Raw genomic sequence first — 20,500 nt, forward strand, 5'->3', positions numbered from 1 at the left:
ATCGAACGGGCGGTCTCGGCTTAGCCAATCTTATCGCGCATCGCGCAGTGCGACGTACGCGTAGCCGATCATCATCACGCAGGCCGCGCCGGCGACGAGATAGGGTAGCGAGTGCTGTGCTTCGTACAGGCCGACGCCGATCGACGGGCCGAGCACGAAGCTCGCGCCGTTGATCGACGTCACCTTGCCGGCGACCGAGCCTTGCGCGTTCGCGCCTACCGCCAACGACGCGCCGGCGGTGAAGCCCGGGCGCGTGAAGCCGAAGCCGAGGCTCGCCAGCGCGTAGGCGGTCGCGATCGTGTAGAGCGACGTTGCGATCCCGGTCAGCGCGGTGCCGGCCGCCGCTAGGACCAGTCCGGTCAGCACGAGTTGCCGCGGGGTCATGTTCAAGCGTGGGATGATGCCCCATTGCGCGAGCAGTGCGGCGCCGGCGCCCATCATCAGGACGATGCCGGTCGGCTCGAGCGCGAGCGCGGGCGCCAAATGGAGACGGTCGATCACGAGAAAGCCGATCGCCTGCCCCGTCATCGCCTGCGCGTGGCCCATCACCAGCCCGGCGATCATCCACGCGCGGATGCGGGGGTCGGTATAGCCGACATGCTCGACATGCGATCCCGTCGCCGCTGCGACCGAGGCGCCGGTCGGGGCACCGCCGATCGAGGGATAGGCCGAACTCGCGCCGTGCGTCTCGTGAGGGGCGACGATCTTGTCGTCGGGCAGCATCCGCCGCACCGTGATCCACACCGCCACGCCGAACACCGCGAACAGGAACGCGGGGCCTGCCAAGCCGATCTCGACTCCGCCGATCGAGCCGAGGATCAGATACGGCGCGATCGCGGGTCCCAGGATGGTGCCGAGCCCGAATGCCGAGGCGAGCAAGGTCAGCGCCTTGGTCCGCTCCTCGCGCGTCGTCTCGCCGGCGACGAGCGCCTGTACCGCGGGCGGTGCGGCCGCGCCGAACGTGCCGTAGATCAGCCGCCCGCCGATGAAGCACAGAAACGCGGTCGTGCCACCGATCCACGCGTTGATCCCCGCGAGCAGGAACACGCCGCACAGCGTCAGCGATACGCTGAACCCGCCGACGCCGAGCAGGATCATCGCGCGCCGGCCGTGCCGGTCCGATCGGTTCGCCCAGAACGGTGCGGCGATCACCCACAGCAACGCCGATACCGAGAACGCCGCCGCCACCGCGCTGTCGGCGACGCCGAGCGACCGCCCGAGCGCGGGCAGCACAGACTGCAACGCGGTATTCCCTGCCGCGATCGTCAGCATCACGAGGAACATCAGCGCGAAGCGGCGATCGATCTTCGGGCCGTCCGTCGAGGCTTCGGTCATGACCGCGTCCAGGCATAGGCGCGTTCGACCCGCGTCACGGTCACCGAATAGTGGTCGTACCAGAGTGCCCGCCCGCGCTCGCGAATCGCAGTGTGCTCGGGATGGTCGCGCCAGGCGATCGCCGCGGCGTCGTCCGCCCAATAGCTGACCGTGATGCCCCTGCCGTCCGCTTCGCGTGCGCTGTCGACACCGTGATAGCCGGGCTGTGCGGCGGCCAGAGCGTCCATCGCCGCCGCCGCCTCGCCATAGCCGGCGGCGTCTGCGCCGTTACGGATCGAGGTGAAAATAACCGCAATCTGGCCTGTACGATCGTCGTTCATGATCCGTGCTTAAGCGATGCGGTACGCTTGGCAAGCTAAGCAGCGAGGTAGGGGTTTAGGTCACGACAGGGCGGGCGGAAGCGCCTGGTGCGGCACGACTTCGCCTTCGGTTCGTCGCCCGATGCAACCCGCGGCCTTGAAACGCGTTCGGAATTCGTGCGACGGGAGGGCCAAAGCCTCGCCAGCGTGCGGGACCCCTGACCGTAAGGAATGCGATGCCCAGTTCGACCACCGCCACCCGGCGTGCGCGCAGCCGCCCTGCAGGCGTGCCGTCCCCGTGGCAGATGTTCTTTTCGGGGTTCCTGAAGCACCCCGTCATGGTCGGCTCCATCGTGCCGTCGTCGGACAAGCTGATTCGGAAAATGCTGGGGCCGGTCGACTGGGCGAACTGCAAGCTGTTCGTCGAATACGGCCCGGGCGTCGGCACGTTCTGTCGGCCGATCCTCGACCGGATGGCGCCCGATGCGACGCTGATCGTGATCGATACCAATCCGGAATTCATCCAGTATCTGCGTCACACGATCACCGATCCGCGGTTCGTCGCGGTGCTGGGCTCGGCCGACGCGGTCGAGACGATCGTCGCCGACCACGGCTTCGAGAAGGCGGATTACGTGCTGTCGGGGCTGCCGTTCTCGACGCTGCCCGCTGGCATCGGCCCGGCGATCGCGGCGGCGACGCACTCGGTCCTGCGCATCGGTGGCGCGTTCCTGGTCTATCAGTTTTCGCCCAAGGTGAAGGACTTCCTGACGCCGCATTTCGAGTCGATCGACCACGACATGGAGTGGTGGAACGTGCCGCCCGCCCAGCTGTACTGGGCATGGAAGGCCTGACGCAGGCGCGGCCACGCCCGCGCCGCTGCGCAAAGCGAAGCGTAGGCGCGGCGTCAGGCCCGGCCGGCGGGTCGGCTGGATAGCCGAACCCGTCCGACGGCGGCTTTGCCGGCGGCGCTGATGTGGTCCTAATTAGGCCCCAGGGGCGCTGACGCTGTTCTGTGGGGCTCTGGATCCTGACTTTCGTCAGGATGACGGAGTGGGCCAGAAGGCCCTCGCCACCGCCCCCGCCCCCGCCCCTACTCGTCGATCCCGAAGTTCAGCCCGCGCGACAGGCTCGGGTCCACCACCGCGACCAGGAAATACGCGCCGAGCTGCTTCAGGCGCTGCACCCAGCCGGTGTTCGCCTTGTACAGCGCCGCGGTGACCTCGACCGATTTCGCGACCTCGCCGTCGACGTAGCGCCGGACATGGCCCGCGAACGCCGCGTCCTCGATCCGCAGCATGAGCTCCATGTTGATGAACAGGCTGCGCATGTCGAAGTTCGCCGAGCCGATATGGACGACGTCGTCGATCACGTAGAGCTTGGTATGCAGCTTGGTCGGCTGATATTCGAACAGCCGCACGCCCTTGCGCAACAACCCGGCATAGGTGAACCGCGCCGCGGCGATCGTCGCGTTGTTGTCCGATTTGCTCGCGGTGACGACCCGGACCCCGGCGTTGCGACGGCCGGCGTGATCGAGCCGCCGCAGCAGCGCGGGGCTCGGCGTGAAATAGCCCGCGATGACGTCGATCCGCGAGCCGCGCCGCATGTCGTCGCGCACCGCGCGCGCCCAGGGCGAGAGCTTTCGCGTGGGGCCGCCGATCAGCCAACGCGTCGTCCCCTGCGTCTCGCTCCACTTCGCCAGCGCGGCGGTCAGGCGTCGCAGCTTGCCCTTGGGCTCGTGGATCCACGCCTGCAACGCATCGAAATAGCCCGCCAGCCGCCCAGCGGCAGGGCCCTCGACCAGCAGCCCCAGATCGCGCCACGCCTGTTCGGCGGCGGTACCGAAATAATCGTCCTCGATGTTAAAGCCACCGATGATGATCCGCGATTCGTCCGCGAGCGCGAGCTTCTGGTGATTCCGCAACAGATAGCGTCGGCCGAACCGCGCGGAGAACCGGCACACCGACACGTTGGCGGCCTCGAGCGGTTCGAAGAACGCGTGCGACGCGTCGTCGCTGCCGAACCCGTCGACGATCAGCGATACCTCGACGCCGCGCTGGGCGGCCGCGATCAGCGCGGCGTTGACGCGCTTGCCCGAGTCATCGTCGGCGTAGATGTAATACAGCACGCGCAACGTGCGCTCGGCGCCGTCGATCAGCGCGAGCACCGCATCGAGCCGCCGGGGGCCGGTGTCGAGCAGCGTCAGCCGGTTGCCATCGACGGTGAAGCTGGGTTGTTCGGCGGGTTCGTCCATGCGCCGCGTGATGGACACGAGGCGGGCCGGTGGCAACCCGCGGCGGATTTCTTGACTATGCGGGCCATACCCCCTAGGCGACGCATTCTCATTCTATCGTTGTTACGAAGGAAGCCGCATGGCGCGCGTTACCGTCGAGGATTGTGTCGACAAGATCCCCAACCGGTTCGACCTGGTGTTGTTCGCGGCCCAGCGTGCGCGCCAGATCTCGGGCGGCGCCGAACTGACGCTCGAGCGCGACCGCGACAAGAACCCAGTCGTCGCGCTGCGCGAGATCGCCGACGAGAACGTCAAGCCGGCGCATCTCAAGGAACAGGTCATTCAGGGCCTGCAGAAGGTTCGCGTCGACGACGACGACGAAGTCGATGCAGTCGGCAGCCTGTCGGCGTCGGCTGAGGCGCTTCGTCTGACTGCCGCCGCGCCGCCGCGGAACCAGAATCTGGGTGCCGATTACGAGGGCTGATCGGCTCTTCTGATTGGTATCGTGAAAGACCCGCGGCACGCCGAGTGCCGCGGGTCTTTTCGTGTCTGGCGCTGTGAGTTGGTGTGAAGGCGTTCACGAACCCCTTCCGTCATCCTGACGAAAGTCAAGACCCAGAGCCACAGGCGCCATCGTTCGTAACCCTGGATCCTGACTTTCGTCAGGATGACGGAGGCAGAGGTGGTCTCAGTTGGCGCGCCGTCGGCAAAGCCGTCGTCGGACGGTTCGGCTTTAGCCGACCGCCGGCCGTGCCGGGCGCTGCCCGCCTTTAGCGGGCATCGGCGCGGCGTGGCCGCGCCTGCGCCCGTCATCAGTCAAACAGGCTCGACACTGACGTCTCGTCCGCAATCCGCTTGATCGCCTCGCCGAGCAATGGCGCGATCTGGAGATGACGGATCTTGCCGTGCGCGCCCTTGATCACGTCGTGGTTGCCGATCGAGTCGGTAATGACGAGTTCGCGCAGTTCCGAGCCCTCGACGCGCGCGACCGCGCCGCCCGACAGCACGCCGTGCGTGACATAGGCGACAACGTCCTCGGCGCCCGCTTCCTTCAACGCCGCCGCGGCGTTGCACAGCGTGCCCGCCGAATCGACGATGTCGTCGACCAGGATGCAGAAGCGCCCCTCGACCTCGCCGATGATGTTCATCACTTCCGACTCGCCAGCACGCTCGCGGCGCTTGTCGACGATCGCGAGCGGGGCGTTGTCGAGCCGCTTGGCGAGCACGCGCGCACGGACCACGCCGCCGACGTCGGGCGACACGACCATCAAATTCTTGCCCTTGAACCGCGCGAGGATATCCGCGGACATCACCGGCGCCGCGTAAAGATTGTCGGTCGGGATATCGAAGAAGCCCTGGATCTGGCCGGCATGCAGGTCGACCGACAGCACGCGGTTCGCGCCCGCCACGGTGATCAGGTTGGCGACGAGCTTGGCCGAGATCGGCGTGCGCGGGCCGGGTTTGCGGTCCTGCCTGGCGTACCCCATGTACGGGATCACCGCGGTAATTCGCCGCGCCGACGCACGCTTCAGCGCGTCGATCATGATCAGCAGTTCCATGAGATTGTCGTTGGCGGGGTAGCCGGTCGACTGGATCACGAACACGTCCTCGCCGCGGACGTTCTCGTTGATCTCGACGAAGACCTCCTCGTCCGCGAACCGCCGCACGCTGACGTCGGTCAGCGGGGTTTCGAGATAGGCGGCGATCTCCTGCGCGAGAGGCAGGTTCGAATTGCCGGTCATCAGTTTCATGAAAGTCTTCCCCGCTCGATCACGCGCACCCCTTAGGCGTACGAATCGTGTGGTGGAAGGGTTTGCCCGACGACGCACTCCCACTAGAGCGGCGAGATGACCGTGATCACCCGTTTCGCCCCCTCGCCCACCGGCCGGCTGCATGTCGGCAATATCCGCACCGCGCTCCACAACTGGATGTTCGCGCGGGCCAATGGCGGGAAGTTCGTGCTCAGGATCGACGACACCGATCCCGAACGCAGCGAAGAACGTTTCGTCGACGCGATCCGCGCCGATCTCGACTGGCTCGGGATGACGCCCGACGCGGAGGAGCGGCAGTCGGCACGGTTCGCTTTGTACGAGGCGCGGTTCGCCGAGTTGGTCGCGAGCGGGCATGTCTATCCCGCGTACGAGACGTCGCAGGAGCTCGACCTGAAGCGGAAGATACAGGCCGGGCGCGGGTTGCCGCCGATCTATGATCGTGCTGCGCTTGCGTTGGACGACGACGCGCGGGCGAAGCTGGAAGCGGACGGTGTGAAGCCGCATTGGCGGTTCAAGCTCGATCACGACTCGGCGATCGCATGGGACGATCTGATCCGCGGCGCGGCGCATTTCGAGGCGAAGACGATGAGCGATCCGGTCATCCGGCGCGCGGACGGATCGTGGCTGTATATGCTGCCGTCGGCGATCGACGATGCCGAGATGGGGGTCACGCACGTGGTGCGCGGCGAGGATCATGTGTCGAACACTGCGCTCCAGTTGCAGATGTTTGCCGCGCTCGGCGTGGCCCCGCCGCGGTTTGCGCACGAGGCGTTGCTGACCGGTGCGGAGGGGAAACTGTCGAAGCGACTCGGCTCGCTTGGCGTGGATCATTTCCGCGAGGTCGGGATCGAGCCGCAGGCGGTGCGTGCGCTGCTCGCGCGGATCGGGACGAGCGATCCGGTCGAACCGATCGCCGACGCTGCGCCGCTCATCGCGGGGTTCGATTTCGCGCGGTTCGGGCGCGCGCCGGCCCGGTTCGACGAGGCGGAACTGGCGGCGTTGAATGCGCGGATTTTGCATGCGCTGCCGTATGAGGCGGTGGCCGCGCGGTTGCCTGGGGGCATGGACGTGGCGGCTTGGGAGGCGGTGCGGCCGAACCTGGTGACGCTGGCGGATGCGGCGGACTGGTGGGGTGTGATCGAGGGGCCGGTCGCGGTCGAGGGCGACATCGATGCGGCGTATCTCGATCAGGCGCTGGTGGCGGCTGGGGAGATCGACTGGTCGAGCGATCCCTGGCACGCGCTGACGGCTCGGTTGAAGGCGGAGACGGGGCGGAAGGGTAAGGGGTTGTTCCTGCCGCTGCGTCGCGCGCTGACCGGGCGTGATCATGGGCCGGACATGGCGGCGTTGTTGCCGCTGATCGGGCGGGAGCGGGCTTTGGAGCGACTCGCGGCGCGCTGATCGAGCGTCCCCGAAGGTCGCCCGAAAAAGCCTGTTCTCCCGCGAAGGCGGGAGCCCAGACTGGGCTCCCGCCTTCGCGGGAGAACACGGAAGGGCGGGCTGCGGTGGAATTGACCGCAACGGACTATACTGTGCCGACGGTCACTTTGCCCGCGCTCGAAAAAAGCACCGCCCTTCCCTCTTACCACCACCCCGGCGAAGGCCGGGGCCCAATTGGGGGACGTCGCCAACGGGCGCCACACTCCATTATTCCAACCTTTCCAATTGGGCCCCGGCCTTCGCCGGGGTGGTGCACATGGCCGAAGAATGTGACCGCCAGCGCAGTACGATAGGTTAGCCGAGCCAATTGGGGCCCACCGGCAGACATCGCCCGAGGACGGCGAAACGAAGTCAATTTACCTTGCCCCAGCACACCTCCTCCAAACCCCTTGCCCCCAAAATGTAATGATGTACCGTCGCAACCGGCGGTACCTATCTCGCCGCCATCCTCGAGGAGAAGCGAAGGAGACGGTAATGTACGCGGATCGACTGAACCGGACGGGCGGATTCAATCCCGGGAGCCTCGGCGTCGCGCTGGCGATCAACTGCGCGGTCATCGGAGCCTTGGTCTTCGCAGCGCCGAACGTGCTGCCGTTCGTGCCCGACAAGCCACTCGTCACCTATGTGCCGTACACCCCGCCGCCGCCGCCCGAGCCAACCCCGCCCGCCGATCCGCTGATCCGCCAGCAACCGCGCCCTGCCCCGCGGCCCGACGCACCGATCCCGCAGGTACGGACGCAGACGGAGACCGGCTTCACGGTCGTCCCCGATCCGCTCCCCTACACGCCGCCGATCGGAGTCGAAGGCACTGGCACCGGCACCGTCGCGGTCGATCCGCCGAAACTGCCGCCGCTGTTCGTCCAGCCCGGCATCGACCCGCGCTATGCCGCCGATTTCCAGCCGAGCTATCCATCCGAGGAACGCCGCGCCGAACGCGAAGGCAAGGTGGTGGTACGTGTGCTGGTCGGCATCGACGGTCGCGTAAAGCAGGTCGAGCGAGTCAGCGCGACCACCGACGCGTTCTACCGCGCGACGTTCGACCGCGCGCTGGCGAGATGGCGGTTCAAGCCCGCGACACGCGACGGCGTTCCGGTCGAGGCGTGGCGATCGATGGCGCTGACGTTCGTGCTCCAGAACTGAAGCTTGCGAGGTGCGGGGCTGGCCTAGCCGGCTCCGCCCCCCTATCTTGGCGCGCATGGGCTTTTTCAGTCGTTTCACGCCGATCGTCGCCTATCGCGACCTGCGGCTCTTCCTCAGCCAGCGCCGGCCGTACGAGCTCGTCTTTCTCGTGGCGGCGCTCTGCGTCACCAGCTTCCTGATCTACGCGTTCATGAAGGATTCGTACGTCGAGAAGGAATACCGGCCGAAGATCATCTACGTCGAGCAATGGCCCGCGGATCGCACCGATGCGCAGATTATCGCGCAGCAGAAGATCGACGCGCCGATCAAGGCCAAGGCGCTCGCCGAGCAGAAGGCGCGCGAAGACGCACAGCGCGCGTCGTTCAAGCGGCTGGACGACAAGCTGAAGGCCATGGGAATCTGACCCAGGCGGACGCGCGTTGGATGGGCGCCGCGCTCGCGCTCGCCGAGCGGGGCCGCGGACGGACCGCGCCCAACCCCAATGTCGGCTGCGTGATCGTGCGCGAAGACCGCGTGGTCGGGCGCGGCTGGACGCAGGTCGGCGGACGTCCGCATGCCGAGGCGATGGCCTTGGCTGAGGCTGGTGCGAAAGCACGAGGGGCTACGGCTTGCGTGACACTGGAGCCGTGCGCACATCGGTCCCCGCGCGGGCCGGCGTGTAGCGACTTGCTGATCGAGGCAGGCATTACGCGTGTCGTTGCCGCCCTCGGAGACCCCGACGCACGAACGGCAGGCCAGGGTTTTACCCGGCTGGAGGCCGCTGGCATTGCGGTGACGCGGGGTGTTCGTGCGAACGAGGCCCGCCGTTCGATGGCCGGCTTTCTCACCCGGCAAGCGCTCGGCCGTCCGCACGTCACCCTGAAGCTCGCGACGTCGCTCGACGGCTGCATCGCGATGGCGGACGGGTCGAGTCGCTGGATCACCGGTCCGCAGGCGCGGATGCATGCGCATCTCGAGCGGAGTCGGCACGACGCGATTCTCGTCGGTCGCGGCACGTACGAGGTAGACGCACCGCGACTCGATGTGCGGCTACCCGGGCTGGAAGCTCGCGGCCCGATGCGCGTGCTTTTATCTTCGACCGTCCAAGACGTGCCCGGCTGGACCGTCATCGCCGCACCGCACGACATCGCTATGCCCCCACGCGTCGACCACATCCTCGTCGAAGGCGGCGCGGCCGTAGCGTCGGCGTTCCTCGCGGCCGATCTGGTCGACCGACTCCTCTTCTACCGCGCACCGATCCTGATCGGCGGCGGCAATCCCGCACTCCGCGACATCGGCCTTACCGACCTGAGCGCGGCGCATGGCCGCTGGGCAATCGTCGATGCGCGGCAACTTGGCATGGACCGGCTCGAGGTCTACGAGCGCGAACGAAACGAGGCATAATGTTCACCGGAATCATCACCGACATTGGCACGGTCGCGCGCGTGGAGTCGCCCGGCGACACGCGGATCATCGTCCGCACCGCCTACGATACCGAAACCGTCGATCTCGGCGCGTCGATTTCGTGCTCGGGCGTCTGCCTGACCGTCGTCGACAAGGGGCCGAATTGGTTCGCGGTCGACGTCTCGGGCGAGACGATCAGCCGCACCGCCAAGGATCAGTGGACCGAAGGGCGCCAGTTCAACCTCGAACGTGCGATGAAGCTCGGCGACGAACTCGGCGGCCATATCGTCACGGGCCATGTCGATGGCCTCGGCACCGTCGTGGCTGTGAGCGAGGACGGCGGCTCGCACCGCGTCACGATCCGCGCCGGCGCCGACATCGCGCCGTTCATCGCCCCCAAGGGTTCGGTCACGATCGACGGCGTCTCGCTCACCGTCAACAGCGTCCGCGACGTTGATGGACAGGTCGAATTCGGCCTCAACATCATCCCCCACACCTGGGCCGTCACCACACTCGGAACGATCCACGTGGAACAATCGGTCAACATCGAGATCGACGTCCTCGCCCGCTACCTCCAAAGAATGGAGCATTACCGTGCCGCTGCCCGCTGAGCTCGCCCGTCTGAAGCATGGGTATCTCTCCAGCCCGGAAGAGATCATCGACGAGGCGCGCAACGGCCGGATGTTCATCCTGGTCGACGACGAGGATCGCGAGAACGAGGGCGACCTCGTCATCCCCGCGCAGATGGCGACGCCGGAGAAGATCAACTTCATGGCCAAGCACGGCCGTGGCCTGATCTGCCTCGCGCTGACCAGGGAGCGCACCGAGGAGCTTGGGCTCGAGCTGATGAGCCGCAACAACGGCACGCGGCACGAGACCGCGTTCACCGTGTCGATCGAGGCGCTCGAGGGTGTCACCACCGGTATCTCGGCCGCCGATCGCGCGCGCACGATCGCGGTCGCCGTCGATGCGACCAAGGGCAAGCCGGATATCGTTACCCCCGGCCACGTCTTCCCGCTGGTCGCGCGCGACGGCGGCGTGCTGATCCGTGCTGGGCATACCGAGGCTGCGGTCGACGTCGCGCGGCTTGCCGGGCTCAACCCCTCGGGCGTGATCTGCGAGATCATGAACGAGGACGGCACGATGGCGCGGATGGACGACCTCGTCACCTTCGCGCAGTTCCACAACGTCAAGATCGGCACGATCCGCGACCTGATCGCGTATCGCCGCCGCCACGATCACCTCGTCGAGAAGCGCGCCGAGGCGAAGTTCACCTCCGAATGGGGTGGCGACTGGAGCGCGCTGACGTTCTGGAACAAGGCGACCGGCACCGAGCAGGTCGCGCTGGTCAAGGGCAAGATCGACCCCGCCAAGCCGACGCTGGTCCGCATGCACGCGCTGTCGCCGTTCGCGGATATCTTCGGCGAATCGGGTGATCGCGGCCGGATCCTCGCACGCTCGATGCAGATGATCGCGGACGAGGGCGCGGGCGTGATCGTCGTCATCAACCGTCCGCGCAGCAACACCTTCACCTCCGCGGTGATGAAGAAGGCGGGTGCGGAGATTACCCCGGACATGGAGGAACTGCGCGACTACGGCGTCGGCGCGATGATCCTGACTGAACTCGGCGTCCACGACATGGTGCTGATCACCAACACGCATCACACGCTGGTCGGCCTCGACGGCTACGGCCTGTCGATCGTCGGCGAGCGCCCGATCGCGTCCCTGAACACGGAAAAGAGCAACTGATGGCGCATCTCCTCATTGTCGAAGCCCGGTTCTACGATCACCTCAACGATCTGTTGGTCGAAGGTGCGAAGGCCGCGATCGAAGCCGCCGGCCATACGCACGAGACGATCACCGTACCGGGCGCGCTCGAAGTCCCCGGCGCGATCGCGCTGGCGGCCGAGAGCGAGACGTTCGACGCCTATGTCGCGCTGGGCGTCGTGATCCGCGGCGAGACCTATCATTTCGAGATCGTCGCGGGCGAGAGCGCACGCGGGATCATGCAGCTGACGATGGACGGCCTGCCGATCGGCAACGGCATCCTGACCACCGAGAACGAAGCGCAGGCGTTAACGCGTGCGAAGCCCACCGAAGGCGACAAGGGCGGTGGCGCGGCGAATGCGGCGCTGGCGATGCTGGCGCTCAAGGACCGCTTCATCGCATGACCGCGCCGGTGCTCCTGACGGAGCGCCTGTTGCTCCGGCCCTTGGGACCGGAGGATGCCGAGGCATGGTACGCGTTCCACGCCGATCCCGTCACGATGCGCCATCTCGGCGGCGTTCAGTCGCGTAGCGTCGCCTGGCGTGGGCTGTGCGCGATGGCGGGCGCGTGGAGCATTCGCGGCTTCTCGATGTTCGCGGTGACGCGACGCGATACCGGCGAATGGATCGGCCGCGTCGGTCCGTGGCAGCCCGAAGACTGGCCGGGCACGGAGATCGGCTGGGGACTGGCATCGCAGTTCGCGGGTCACGGGTTCGCGCGCGAGGCTGCGACGGCGACGATCGACTATGCGGTGGATGTGCTCGGCTGGACCGACATCATCCACACCATCGCACCGGACAACGCCGAGTCGATCGCGCTTGCGCAACGGCTCGGGTCGACCAACCGCGGCCCAACGACACTCCCCCCGCCGCTCGAAGCGCTGCCGGTGGACGATTGGGGCCAGAGCGCCGCTGACTGGCGAGCGCGGAGAGCAAGGCATGGGTGACGTAGTCAATCTGCGCCTCGTTCGAAAGCAGCGGACTCGCGAAATGGCTTCGTCGAAGGCGGATCAGAACCGCATCCTGTTCGGGCGGACGGCGTCGGAGAAGGCAGTGGACGCTGCTGTGAAGGCCCGGACCGAGAAGACGCTCGACGGTGCGCGGCGCGATGATCGCAAGCCCGACACACCTATCACATAATCTCACCCTTCCCTCGGTGAAGACGACGGCCTCGCGCTGACCCGACGCCGGAACGTCACGCCCCCCGCGCCGTTATGCCCCCGTAACAAAGGGGCTGTCATGATCTCGGATGCGAATGCGACATTGCTCGCCAAGCTCGGCTTTGCCGCGCGCGGCGTGGTGTACCTGCTGGTCGGGTGGTTCGCGGTCGATGCCGCACTCCGCGGGGGCAGGATCGCCGACAACCAGGGCGCGATCGGGTCGATCGCGGACGAGGCGTTCGGGCCGGTGCTGCTCGCGATCGTCGCCGCCGGCCTGCTCGGCTACGCGGTCTGGCGCCTGACCGAGGCGGCGGCCAATCCGGAGCAGATCGGCAGCGACGTCAAGGGTAGCCTCAAGCGGATCGGTCACGTCGTCAGCGGTATCGCGCACCTGATCCTCGCCTGGACCGCCGCGAAGCTTGCGATGAAGACCGGATCGCGCGACGCCGCCGTCTCGCCCGGCGACGAGAGCGCGCGCGACTGGACCGCGTTGCTGCTCGACCAGCCGGCCGGGCGCGTTCTGGTCGGCGCGGTCGCAGTCGGGATCCTCGTTGCGGCGTTCCAGCAGGCGCAGAAGGCGTGGCGCGGCGACTTCATCCACGACCTGCGCGGCGACGCCCCCGCCCCCGGTTACGTCTGCACGATGGGCCGGATCGGCTATGGCGCGCGCGCGCTCGTGTTCCTGATCGTCGCCGGATTGTTCGCGCTGGCAGCCTGGACCGCGCATGCGAGCGACGCGGGCGGCGTCGCGGAGGCACTGGAGCGGCTGCAATCGCAACCGGGCGGCACGTGGTTGCTCGCGCTGACCGGGATCGGGCTGGCGCTGTTCGGTGCCTACAGCTTGGTCGAGGCGCGATTCCGGCGGATCCACGTCGATCTTCCGGGTACCAACTAAAGTGAAAGATAACATATCGTTAAGGTACCGGCGTTACCGGGGATGAATATGTACACGATCACCTTCGACGTTCCGAGCAAGACGCTCACCATCGTCACCGAAGGGTTCTGGTCGGTAGCGACCACCGCGGCATTCTCCGCCGAGCTGCTCGCGCGCGGTACGGCGGCCCGGCTGTATCATGGTCGGTTCGTCGTGCTGGCCGACCTGCGCAAGGCGGCGATCCAGCCGTTGAAGGTCGTCGATGCGCTGGAGGCGATGATGCCCAAGGCGCTCAAGGTGACGTCGGCACCGATCGCGGCGGTCGTCGCGTCGCATCTGGCGAAGCTCCAGACCGAACGCTATCTGAAGGCCGAGAACTGCCGGACGTTCCTCGACATCGACGAAGCGAAGGCGTGGCTGGCCGGGGATCGTACCGCCACCTGACTCCTAGTCCTGCGGGGCCGTTTCCAGCAACGCCGCCTCGACCTCTTCGATCGCGATGCCGAACGCGCCGGCAAGCCCCGCCACCGACGCGCCGCGATCGGCGAGCGTGCGGATCCGCGCGGTGTCGACGATCGTCTTGTAGCTACGCGTGTCGCGGTCGGTCTTCGATTCCGCGCCGCTGCGCGCTAGCGCGCCCGAGCGGCGGCGTTTGGAAATCTTCAACGCCTCGACATCGTTGGTCGGCGGCGCATCGAGCCGCGCCTTGATCCGCTGATCCTCTTCGATACGCCGGCTTTCGCGGGCGCGTTCGCGTTCCTGGGACTGGAGATCGCGTTGTGCGGCACGCGATTCGGATCGCTGTTCGGACGCGGCAAGCCGCTCCTTCGCGCGCTGCTCGCGGCCGTTGGCACGCTCCTCCGCGCGCTTTGCGGCCCGGTCGGCGGTGCCGGGCATGAGCGGCCCCGTTCCCCTGCCGCCACTCGGCCAGCCGTCGGTCATCACACATCCTGTCACCGGTGCGCCACCAGTGACGCGGAAGCGCGCTGCTAAGCGATGGCAGCGCGGGTGACTAGGCCGAGGATCACATTGAATGGCGAGCAACCAGCTTCGTCATGCCGGGCTTGTTCCGGCATCCACCCTTCCGCAAAATCGATGGGATCGATCGTGCGGAGCAGTGGGCCCCGGAACAAGCCCGGGGTGACGGGGTGGTTTGGGCAATCCGGGCGGATCAACGCTCGACGTCGATCCGCCTTGAAAGCTTAGGCGTTGGCGGTCTCGAGCGCGGGGTAGTCGATGTAGCCCTCGGGACCCTGGCTGTACCACGTCTTCGCATCGTCCTTCGCGAGCGGCGCGCCGGTGCGCAGGCGCTCGGGGAGGTCGGGGTTGGCGATGAACGTGCGACCGAAGGTGATCGCGTCCGCATTGCCCGAATCGAGCTCGGCCTGTGCCTCCTCGACGGTCGTGTAGTCCGAGTTCACGATGAGCACGCCCTTGAACACTTTCCGGATCGCCGGGCTGAGCTTCGGTACGTCGGTCTTGCCGAAGGTGCCGTCGGGGCCGGGCTCGCGCAGTTCGAGGAACGCGATGCCGAGGTCGGACAGCGCCTTCGCCGCTGCGGTGAACAACGCCTCGGGGTTGCTGTCGTCGACACCCTGCGAGTCACCGTTCGGCGACAGGCGGACGCTGACGCGGTCAGCCCCTGCGACCGAGATCACGCGCTCGGCGACTTCACGGAGCAGGCGGACGCGGTTCTCGATTCCGCCACCATATTCGTCGGTGCGGAAGTTCGCGTTGTCGCGCAGGAACTGGTCGATCAGATAGCCGTTCGCCGCGTGAATCTGCACACCGTCAAAGCCGGCCGCGAGTGCGTTCTTCGTCGCCAGCTCGTAGTCGGCCAGCAAACGCGGGATCTCGTTGGTCTCGAGCGGACGCGCGACCTCGAAATCCTTCTTGCCCTCGAACGTGTGCGCCTGGCCTTCGGTCGCGGTGGCCGACGACGACACCGGCTGCGTCTCGTACACCGACGAATGGCCCTGGCGACCCATGTGCCACAGCTGCGCGACGATCCGGCCACCAGCAGCATGGACCGAGTCGGTGACGGGCTTCCAGGCGGCGACCTGCGCATCGGTCCACAGGCCCGGCGCGAACGGCCAGCCAAGACCTTCACGGCTGATGCCGGTGGCTTCCGAGATGATCAGGCCGGCGCTCGCACGCTGCGTGTAATACTCGACCATGATATCGGTCGGCACCGCATCCCTGTCGGCACGCCCGCGGGTGAGCGGCGCCATGATGATGCGGTTCGGCGCTTCGACGGCACCAAGGGTAATCGGATCGAAAAGGCTAGGCATGGAAGCTCCTTATTGGCCTGACGGGCGGAAGATAGGAGGCTACAGGGCGGCATGCATCGCCCCGACCCGCAAAGATTATCTAGCGTGCCCGATACGCCGCACGGTTTGACGCCGGTTGTGGAAAGTGTTGCCGCGCCGGGACTTATCGCCTTCGCGGCGCTGGTAGTGGCGAACGTCGCGCTGGCGTTCGGGCCGTGGTTCGTGCGCGCGACCGAGGTCGGGCCGGTGGCCGCCGGGTTCTGGCGGCTGACGCTGGCGGTACCGTTCCTGGTCGTGCTCGCGGTCCAGCAGGGCGCGAGACCGATGCGGCTCGGGTGGAAACTGTGGGCGGGGCTGCTCGCGGGCGGGGTGTGCTTCGCGGCCGATCTCGGCACGTGGCATCTCGGGATCCTGCGGACGACGCTCGCCAACGCGACGCTGTTCGGCAACGTCGCGACGCTGATCTTCCCGATCTACGGATTCCTGATCGCGCGCAGTTGGCCGACGCGGACGCAAGGGTTCGCGCTCGCGTTGGCGGCGGCGGGTGGCGCGTTGCTGCTCGGGCGGTCGTATCAGCTCGATGCGAAGAACCTCGCGGGCGATCTGTTCTGCCTGCTCGCGGGGCTGCTCTACACCGTCTATTTCGTCCTGATGGCGCAGGTGCGGGCGACGCTGGCGCCGCTGTCCGCGCTGACGCTGGCGACGACCGCGGGGATCGTGCCGCTGCTCGTGTTCGCGCTGGCGATGGGCGAGCGCATAGTGCCGACGCATTGGGGGCCGCTGATCGGGCTCGCCCTGTGCAGCCAAGTGCTCGGGCAAGGCCTGATGATCTATGCGCTCGGGCGGTTCACCCCGCTGGTGATCGGGATCGCGCTGCTGATCCAGCCGGTGGTCGCTGGCGTGGTCGGCTGGCTGGTGTACGGCGAACGACTGGGCGCGGCGGATCTGGTCGGCGTCGTGATGGTGGCGGTCGCGCTGGTGCTCGTCCGCCGAGGGCCGCCCCCGATCGCGCTCCCCCTTGAAGACGCGCTTGATACGCCTGATTTTGAACGGCAGGAGACGGTATGACCCAGGACCTTACGCTCGATGAAATCCGCGCCCTGCTGGCGCCCGGCATCGCTGCCAACGCGGCGTTCGACGGCTGGAGTGACGCCGCGCGCGACATGGCTGCGGACGCGGAAGGGATCGACACCGACATCGCCGCGCTCGCGTTCAAGGACGGCCCGGTCGACATGATCGACGCGTGGTTCGCACATATCGACGGCGTGATGCTCGCCGCGGTGCCGCCGGAACGCCTTGCAATGATGAAGATCCGCGACAAGATCACCGCGCTGGTCGAGGCGCGGTTGGACGCGACGTCGATCGACCGCGAATCGTTGCGGCGTGCGCTGGCGATCCTCGCGCTCCCGCAGAACCTGGCGAAGGCGACGCGGCTTGGCTGGCGTACGGTCGACACGATCTGGCGCGCGGCCGGCGATGTCGCGACGGACTATAATTACTACACCAAGCGGACGATCCTGCTCGGGGTGTATGCGTCGACGATCACGGTCTTTCTGGACGACGAGAGCGAGGGCCTTGCCGAGACCCGCGCGTTCCTTGGTCGGCGGATCAATGGGATCATGCAGTTCGAGAAGGCCAAGGCCGGTTTCCTCAAGCGCACCGAACACGGTTTCAGCCTGTCGCGGTTTGTCGGCCGGTTGCGCTATCCGACCGCCTGAGGCGGGTCGTTAATCCCGTCGTCCTGGGCTCGACCCAGGATCCAGAGCCAGGAACGACCCGCTATGTGACTCTGGATCCTGACTTTCGTCAGGATGACTGGACGTCGAGACGGTCGTGACCAGCGGCGGTTAGGGCTTCCCTTCCGCGGGGGTTACTGATAATCAGTCGCATCATGGACACTCGCCCCGATCGTTCCGTCAGCCTCGAAACGCTGCCTCGCAAGCAGCATGCGATTGTCGCCGCAATCGAATGGGCGCGGCTCGCTGGGCCCGAGGCGCGTCGGTTGCGCGAGTTGGGCTTCGACGAAGGTGTCGATGTCGAGGTTCTGCACCGTGCGACGTTGGGTCAGGGGCCGATCGCCTGCCGCATCGGCCGGATGACCGTCGCGCTCCGCCGCGCGGTCGCGGGCGCGATCCACGTCTCGCCAATGCCTGCCGCGGCTGAATAATCCCATAAAATGAACGCAGCACCGCTGGTTGCGCTGGTCGGCAATCCCAATGCCGGCAAGAGCGCGCTGTTCAACGCGCTCACAGGTGCGCGCCAGAAGGTCGGCAATTATCCCGGCGTCACGGTCGAGCGGAAGGTCGGGCGGCTGATGCTCGACGACGGTCGGCCCGTAGAGCTGGTCGACCTACCCGGCGCGTACAGCCTCGAACCTTCCTCCCCCGACGAGCGCGTGACTCGCGACGTCGTCACCGGCACGCAGGACGGCGAACGCCTTCCCGACGCGCTGGTGGTGGTCGTCGATGCCGCCAATCTCGACAACCATCTCCGCTTCACGCTCCAGCTGATCGCGCTCGGCCTGCCGGTCGTGGTCGCGCTCAACATGGTCGATCTCGCCGAGCGCGACGGCCTGAAGCTCGACCCGAAAGTGCTCGAACGCGAACTCGGCGTGCCGGTGATCCCGACCGTCGCGGTGCGCAAGCGCGGCCTCGACGAGTTGAAGGCGGCCTTGTCCGGCATTGTCGTCAACGGCCCGATGCGCCTGCGTAAATCAGACGGGAGCGTGCAGGACGACATCGTCACGCTCCAGCGCCGCGCGCGCCAGATCGCGACGTCCGCGACCGTCTCCGAGACGCAGGTCCGCCGCTGGACGCACATGCTCGACGCGGTCGCGCTGCACCCGGTCGCCGGCCCGATCCTGCTGCTCGCGATCATGTTCCTGATGTTCCAGGCCGTGTTCAGCTGGGCACAGCCGTTCATGGACGCGATCGATGCGGGCTTCACCGCGTTGCAGGGGTTCCTGACCGCCGAACTCCCCGATTCGCTGCTCCGCTCGCTGCTGGTCGACGGGGTGATCGCGGGCGTCGGCGCGGTGATCGTGTTCCTGCCGCAGATCCTGATCCTGTTCCTCTTCATCCTCGTGCTCGAGGCGAGCGGCTACATGGTCCGCGCGGCGTTCCTGATGGACCGGGTGATGGCGAGCGTCGGGCTGTCTGGCCGCGCGTTCATCCCTTTGCTGTCGAGCTTCGCCTGCGCGATCCCCGGGATCATGGCGACGCGGACGATCGACGACGAGAAAGACCGCCTGACGACGATCCTGATCGCGCCGCTGATGACGTGTTCCGCGCGCCTGCCGGTCTACACGCTCATCATCGGCGCATTCATTCCGAACACGAAGATCCTGCCGTTCGTCGGGCTCCAGGGCATCGTCATGCTCGGCCTGTACGTGATGGGCATCGTCGGTGCCTTCGTCGCCGCGCTGGTGCTGCGCCGGACAGTGACCAAGGGCGTGTCGTCGGGCTTCATGATGGAGATGCCCAAATACCAGTGGCCGCAGTGGCGCGACGTCGGCATCGGGCTTTGGAGCCGCGCGCAGATCTTCCTGAAGCGCGCCGGCGGGATCATCCTGACCTCGACGATCATCCTGTGGGTGCTGCTGAGCTTCCCCAAGCCGCCCGAGCAGCCCGCCGGCGCGCCGAAGATCTCTGCGGTCGATTACTCGGTCGCCGGCCGCATCGCCAACGGCATCGCGCCGATCTTCGCGCCGATCGGCTTCAACCGCGACATCGTCCTCGCGCTGATCCCGGCGATGGCCGCACGCGAAGTCGCGGTCGCGGCGATCGGCACGGTCTATGCGATCGACGATCCGGACAGCAACCAGGGCGGCAAGGCGATGGTCGAGAACCTGCGCGGCCGCTGGAGCCTGCCGACCGCGCTCGCCTTCCTGATGTGGTTCGTGTTCGCGCCGCAGTGCATTTCGACGATCGCCGTCACCCGTCGCGAGACCAATGGGTGGAAATGGCCCGCCTTCATGGTTGGCTATTTGTTCGCCGCCGCGTACATCATGGCGGGTATCACATACTGGCTGGCGGTAGCCGCGGGTTTGTAGGTGATGCACTGAGCGGACTCCAAATCCGTTCAAGGCGTAGGTCCTGGTCCTTCTCCCCAGAAGCGATCATCCCTTCCACCGGGTAATCTGCACCCAGGTCCTACGCCGTTACCGTATATTCGTTCATGCTCGTCTGAGCAATCAAACCTTACTAGTGGAGTCCTGGGTTCGTGGCAGGCAGCGTCAACAAGGTCATCATCGTCGGCAATCTGGGTCGCGACCCGGAGAGCAAGGCGTTCCAGAACGGCGGCAAGGTCGTCAATCTGCGCATCGCGACATCCGAGTCCTGGAAGGACAAGATGTCGGGCGAGCGCAAGGAAAAGACCGAATGGCATTCGGTAGCGATCTTCAACGAAGGTCTCGCGAACGTCGCCGAAAAGTATCTCCGCAAGGGCTCGAAGGTCTATATCGAGGGCGCGCTCCAGACCCGGAAGTGGCAGGACGCGCAGGGCCAGGACAAATATTCGACCGAGATAGTGCTGCAGGGCTTCAACAGCGTGCTGACGATGCTCGACGGCCCGAACGGTGGTGCAGGCGGGGGTGCAGGCGGCGGCGGTGGTAGCCGCGGCGGTGGCGACGACTGGGCCGGCGGCGGTGGCGGCAACGACTTCGGCGGTGGTTCGTCGGGCGGCGGCGGCGGCGGTTACGGCGGCGGCGGCGGTGGTCGCGGCGGCAGCGCACCCTCGGGTGGCGGTAGCGGTGGCGGCGCCCGCGGCGGCAGCTTCGGCCAGACCGGCGGCTTCTCGGACGATCTCGACGACGACGTGCCGTTCTGATCTC

Annotated in this window: 24 protein-coding genes; 18 read left to right on the plus strand and 6 right to left on the minus strand. The window is 66.9% G+C overall.

Features of this window, described 5'->3' with window-relative positions; genetic code table 11:
- Nucleotides 1–30: 30 nt before the first annotated feature.
- Together C8J44_RS12890 and C8J44_RS12895 are read right to left on the minus strand one after the other, a co-directional pair.
- A complete protein-coding gene (locus C8J44_RS12890) occupies nt 31–1,335 on the minus strand; it encodes an MFS transporter (protein ID WP_121904869.1) in 1,305 nt (434 codons plus the stop codon).
- Nucleotides 1,332–1,655, minus strand: a complete 324-nt coding sequence (locus C8J44_RS12895; RefSeq protein ID WP_121904870.1) for an antibiotic biosynthesis monooxygenase — start codon at nt 1,653–1,655, stop codon at nt 1,332–1,334. The genes C8J44_RS12890 and C8J44_RS12895 overlap by 4 nt, the downstream gene beginning before the upstream one ends.
- 215 nt (nt 1,656–1,870) lie before the next feature.
- On the opposite strand from C8J44_RS12895, the gene C8J44_RS12900 reads away from it, so the two are divergent.
- A complete protein-coding gene (locus tag C8J44_RS12900) occupies nt 1,871–2,485 on the plus strand; it encodes a class I SAM-dependent methyltransferase (RefSeq protein ID WP_056053681.1) in 615 nt (204 codons plus the stop codon).
- 239 nt (nt 2,486–2,724) lie between these two features.
- Here the strand turns inward: C8J44_RS12900 and C8J44_RS12905 are convergent, their stop codons facing one another.
- Complete coding sequence (locus tag C8J44_RS12905; protein ID WP_121904871.1) at nt 2,725–3,885, minus strand: phosphatidylserine/phosphatidylglycerophosphate/cardiolipin synthase family protein; 1,161 nt, start codon at nt 3,883–3,885, stop codon at nt 2,725–2,727.
- Between the two features lie 118 nt (nt 3,886–4,003).
- Between C8J44_RS12905 and rpoZ the strand changes: the two genes are divergently transcribed.
- On the plus strand, nt 4,004–4,348 hold the full coding sequence (gene rpoZ, locus C8J44_RS12910) for a DNA-directed RNA polymerase subunit omega (RefSeq protein ID WP_056053686.1): 345 nt from the start codon (nt 4,004–4,006) through the stop codon (nt 4,346–4,348).
- A 328-nt stretch (nt 4,349–4,676) separates the two neighbouring features.
- On the opposite strand, the gene C8J44_RS12915 is transcribed toward rpoZ, so the two are convergent.
- Nucleotides 4,677–5,615: a ribose-phosphate pyrophosphokinase gene (locus C8J44_RS12915; protein ID WP_056053689.1), complete on the minus strand. Its 939-nt coding sequence runs from the start codon at nt 5,613–5,615 to the stop codon at nt 4,677–4,679.
- 96 nt (nt 5,616–5,711) lie between these two features.
- Between C8J44_RS12915 and gltX the strand changes: the two genes are divergently transcribed.
- The 11 genes from gltX to C8J44_RS12970 all read left to right on the plus strand — a co-directional run bounded on the left by gltX (nt 5,712) and on the right by C8J44_RS12970 (nt 13,843).
- On the plus strand, nt 5,712–7,037 hold the full coding sequence (gene gltX / locus C8J44_RS12920) for a glutamate--tRNA ligase (protein ID WP_121904872.1): 1,326 nt from the start codon (nt 5,712–5,714) through the stop codon (nt 7,035–7,037).
- Nucleotides 7,038–7,550: 513 nt separating this feature from the next.
- A complete protein-coding gene (locus C8J44_RS12925; protein ID WP_121904873.1) occupies nt 7,551–8,216 on the plus strand; it encodes an energy transducer TonB in 666 nt (221 codons plus the stop codon).
- Between the two features lie 55 nt (nt 8,217–8,271).
- On the plus strand, nt 8,272–8,619 hold the full coding sequence (locus C8J44_RS12930) for a hypothetical protein (protein ID WP_121904874.1): 348 nt from the start codon (nt 8,272–8,274) through the stop codon (nt 8,617–8,619).
- Nucleotides 8,616–9,599, plus strand: coding sequence for a bifunctional diaminohydroxyphosphoribosylaminopyrimidine deaminase/5-amino-6-(5-phosphoribosylamino)uracil reductase RibD (ribD, locus tag C8J44_RS12935; RefSeq protein ID WP_121905444.1), 984 nt, complete (start codon nt 8,616–8,618; stop codon nt 9,597–9,599). The genes C8J44_RS12930 and ribD overlap by 4 nt, the downstream gene beginning before the upstream one ends.
- The gene (locus C8J44_RS12940) at nt 9,599–10,210 is read left to right on the plus strand and encodes a riboflavin synthase (RefSeq protein WP_121904875.1); all 612 of its coding nucleotides are present in this window, start codon (nt 9,599–9,601) and stop codon (nt 10,208–10,210) included. The genes ribD and C8J44_RS12940 overlap by 1 nt, the downstream gene beginning before the upstream one ends.
- Nucleotides 10,194–11,348: a 3,4-dihydroxy-2-butanone-4-phosphate synthase gene (gene ribB / locus C8J44_RS12945; RefSeq protein ID WP_121904876.1), complete on the plus strand. Its 1,155-nt coding sequence runs from the start codon at nt 10,194–10,196 to the stop codon at nt 11,346–11,348. Before C8J44_RS12940 ends, ribB begins: the two co-directional genes overlap by 17 nt.
- On the plus strand, nt 11,348–11,770 hold the full coding sequence (gene ribH, locus C8J44_RS12950; protein ID WP_056064133.1) for a 6,7-dimethyl-8-ribityllumazine synthase: 423 nt from the start codon (nt 11,348–11,350) through the stop codon (nt 11,768–11,770). The genes ribB and ribH overlap by 1 nt, the downstream gene beginning before the upstream one ends.
- Nucleotides 11,767–12,312 (plus strand): GNAT family N-acetyltransferase, encoded by a 546-nt coding sequence (locus C8J44_RS12955; protein ID WP_121904877.1) that lies wholly within the window; start codon nt 11,767–11,769, stop codon nt 12,310–12,312. Before ribH ends, C8J44_RS12955 begins: the two co-directional genes overlap by 4 nt.
- A complete protein-coding gene (locus tag C8J44_RS12960; protein ID WP_121904878.1) occupies nt 12,305–12,505 on the plus strand; it encodes a DUF4169 family protein in 201 nt (66 codons plus the stop codon). The genes C8J44_RS12955 and C8J44_RS12960 overlap by 8 nt, the downstream gene beginning before the upstream one ends.
- Before the next feature lie 99 nt (nt 12,506–12,604).
- Complete coding sequence (locus tag C8J44_RS12965; RefSeq protein WP_121904879.1) at nt 12,605–13,420, plus strand: DUF1206 domain-containing protein; 816 nt, start codon at nt 12,605–12,607, stop codon at nt 13,418–13,420.
- Between the two features lie 48 nt (nt 13,421–13,468).
- On the plus strand, nt 13,469–13,843 hold the full coding sequence (locus C8J44_RS12970; RefSeq protein WP_056053716.1) for a hypothetical protein: 375 nt from the start codon (nt 13,469–13,471) through the stop codon (nt 13,841–13,843).
- Between the two features lie 3 nt (nt 13,844–13,846).
- Here the strand turns inward: C8J44_RS12970 and C8J44_RS12975 are convergent, their stop codons facing one another.
- Complete coding sequence (locus C8J44_RS12975; RefSeq protein WP_259466856.1) at nt 13,847–14,341, minus strand: hypothetical protein; 495 nt, start codon at nt 14,339–14,341, stop codon at nt 13,847–13,849.
- Nucleotides 14,342–14,601: 260 nt separating this feature from the next.
- Nucleotides 14,602–15,690 (minus strand): alkene reductase, encoded by a 1,089-nt coding sequence (locus tag C8J44_RS12980; RefSeq protein WP_121904880.1) that lies wholly within the window; start codon nt 15,688–15,690, stop codon nt 14,602–14,604.
- Between the two features lie 51 nt (nt 15,691–15,741).
- Between C8J44_RS12980 and C8J44_RS12985 the strand changes: the two genes are divergently transcribed.
- From C8J44_RS12985 to ssb, 5 genes are all read left to right on the plus strand, one after another.
- Nucleotides 15,742–16,737, plus strand: a complete 996-nt coding sequence (locus tag C8J44_RS12985) for a DMT family transporter (RefSeq protein ID WP_082444226.1) — start codon at nt 15,742–15,744, stop codon at nt 16,735–16,737.
- Nucleotides 16,734–17,387: a COQ9 family protein gene (locus tag C8J44_RS12990; protein ID WP_121904881.1), complete on the plus strand. Its 654-nt coding sequence runs from the start codon at nt 16,734–16,736 to the stop codon at nt 17,385–17,387. The genes C8J44_RS12985 and C8J44_RS12990 overlap by 4 nt, the downstream gene beginning before the upstream one ends.
- A 173-nt stretch (nt 17,388–17,560) precedes the next feature.
- Entirely contained in the window at nt 17,561–17,836 is a 276-nt protein-coding gene (locus C8J44_RS12995; protein WP_060526089.1) for a FeoA family protein, read from the plus strand.
- A 9-nt stretch (nt 17,837–17,845) separates the two neighbouring features.
- Nucleotides 17,846–19,720 carry a ferrous iron transport protein B gene (gene feoB / locus C8J44_RS13000; protein ID WP_121904882.1) on the plus strand — a complete coding sequence of 625 codons (1,875 nt, stop codon included), beginning with the start codon at nt 17,846–17,848 and terminating at the stop codon, nt 19,718–19,720.
- A 170-nt stretch (nt 19,721–19,890) separates the two neighbouring features.
- Nucleotides 19,891–20,496 (plus strand): single-stranded DNA-binding protein, encoded by a 606-nt coding sequence (gene ssb, locus C8J44_RS13005; RefSeq protein ID WP_121904883.1) that lies wholly within the window; start codon nt 19,891–19,893, stop codon nt 20,494–20,496.
- Nucleotides 20,497–20,500: the final 4 nt, after the last annotated feature.

It is taken from the genome of Sphingomonas sp. PP-CE-3A-406 (assembly GCF_003688625.1).
Lineage (GTDB): Bacteria > Pseudomonadota > Alphaproteobacteria > Sphingomonadales > Sphingomonadaceae > Sphingomonas.

Excerpts from the sequence above, each read along its gene's own strand:
- C8J44_RS12940 (WP_121904875.1), top strand. The coding sequence starts at position 9,599 with ATGTTCACCGGAATCATCACCGACATTGGCACGGTCGCGCGCGTGGAG.
- ribH (WP_056064133.1), top strand. The coding sequence starts at position 11,348 with ATGGCGCATCTCCTCATTGTCGAAGCCCGGTTCTACGATCACCTCAAC.
- C8J44_RS12930 (WP_121904874.1), top strand. The coding sequence starts at position 8,272 with ATGGGCTTTTTCAGTCGTTTCACGCCGATCGTCGCCTATCGCGACCTG.
- rpoZ (WP_056053686.1), top strand. The coding sequence starts at position 4,004 with ATGGCGCGCGTTACCGTCGAGGATTGTGTCGACAAGATCCCCAACCGG.
- C8J44_RS12915 (WP_056053689.1), bottom strand. The coding sequence starts at position 5,615 with ATGAAACTGATGACCGGCAATTCGAACCTGCCTCTCGCGCAGGAGATC.
- C8J44_RS12905 (WP_121904871.1), bottom strand. The coding sequence starts at position 3,885 with ATGGACGAACCCGCCGAACAACCCAGCTTCACCGTCGATGGCAACCGG.
- feoB (WP_121904882.1), top strand. The coding sequence starts at position 17,846 with ATGAACGCAGCACCGCTGGTTGCGCTGGTCGGCAATCCCAATGCCGGC.
- gltX (WP_121904872.1), top strand. The coding sequence starts at position 5,712 with ATGACCGTGATCACCCGTTTCGCCCCCTCGCCCACCGGCCGGCTGCAT.
- C8J44_RS12995 (WP_060526089.1), top strand. The coding sequence starts at position 17,561 with ATGGACACTCGCCCCGATCGTTCCGTCAGCCTCGAAACGCTGCCTCGC.
- C8J44_RS12990 (WP_121904881.1), top strand. The coding sequence starts at position 16,734 with ATGACCCAGGACCTTACGCTCGATGAAATCCGCGCCCTGCTGGCGCCC.
- C8J44_RS12925 (WP_121904873.1), top strand. The coding sequence starts at position 7,551 with ATGTACGCGGATCGACTGAACCGGACGGGCGGATTCAATCCCGGGAGC.
- C8J44_RS12975 (WP_259466856.1), bottom strand. The coding sequence starts at position 14,341 with ATGACCGACGGCTGGCCGAGTGGCGGCAGGGGAACGGGGCCGCTCATG.
- C8J44_RS12985 (WP_082444226.1), top strand. The coding sequence starts at position 15,742 with ATGCATCGCCCCGACCCGCAAAGATTATCTAGCGTGCCCGATACGCCG.
- C8J44_RS12890 (WP_121904869.1), bottom strand. The coding sequence starts at position 1,335 with ATGACCGAAGCCTCGACGGACGGCCCGAAGATCGATCGCCGCTTCGCG.
- C8J44_RS12900 (WP_056053681.1), top strand. The coding sequence starts at position 1,871 with ATGCCCAGTTCGACCACCGCCACCCGGCGTGCGCGCAGCCGCCCTGCA.
- C8J44_RS12965 (WP_121904879.1), top strand. The coding sequence starts at position 12,605 with ATGATCTCGGATGCGAATGCGACATTGCTCGCCAAGCTCGGCTTTGCC.
- C8J44_RS12970 (WP_056053716.1), top strand. The coding sequence starts at position 13,469 with ATGTACACGATCACCTTCGACGTTCCGAGCAAGACGCTCACCATCGTC.
- C8J44_RS12895 (WP_121904870.1), bottom strand. The coding sequence starts at position 1,655 with ATGAACGACGATCGTACAGGCCAGATTGCGGTTATTTTCACCTCGATC.
- C8J44_RS12960 (WP_121904878.1), top strand. The coding sequence starts at position 12,305 with ATGGGTGACGTAGTCAATCTGCGCCTCGTTCGAAAGCAGCGGACTCGC.
- C8J44_RS12980 (WP_121904880.1), bottom strand. The coding sequence starts at position 15,690 with ATGCCTAGCCTTTTCGATCCGATTACCCTTGGTGCCGTCGAAGCGCCG.
- C8J44_RS12955 (WP_121904877.1), top strand. The coding sequence starts at position 11,767 with ATGACCGCGCCGGTGCTCCTGACGGAGCGCCTGTTGCTCCGGCCCTTG.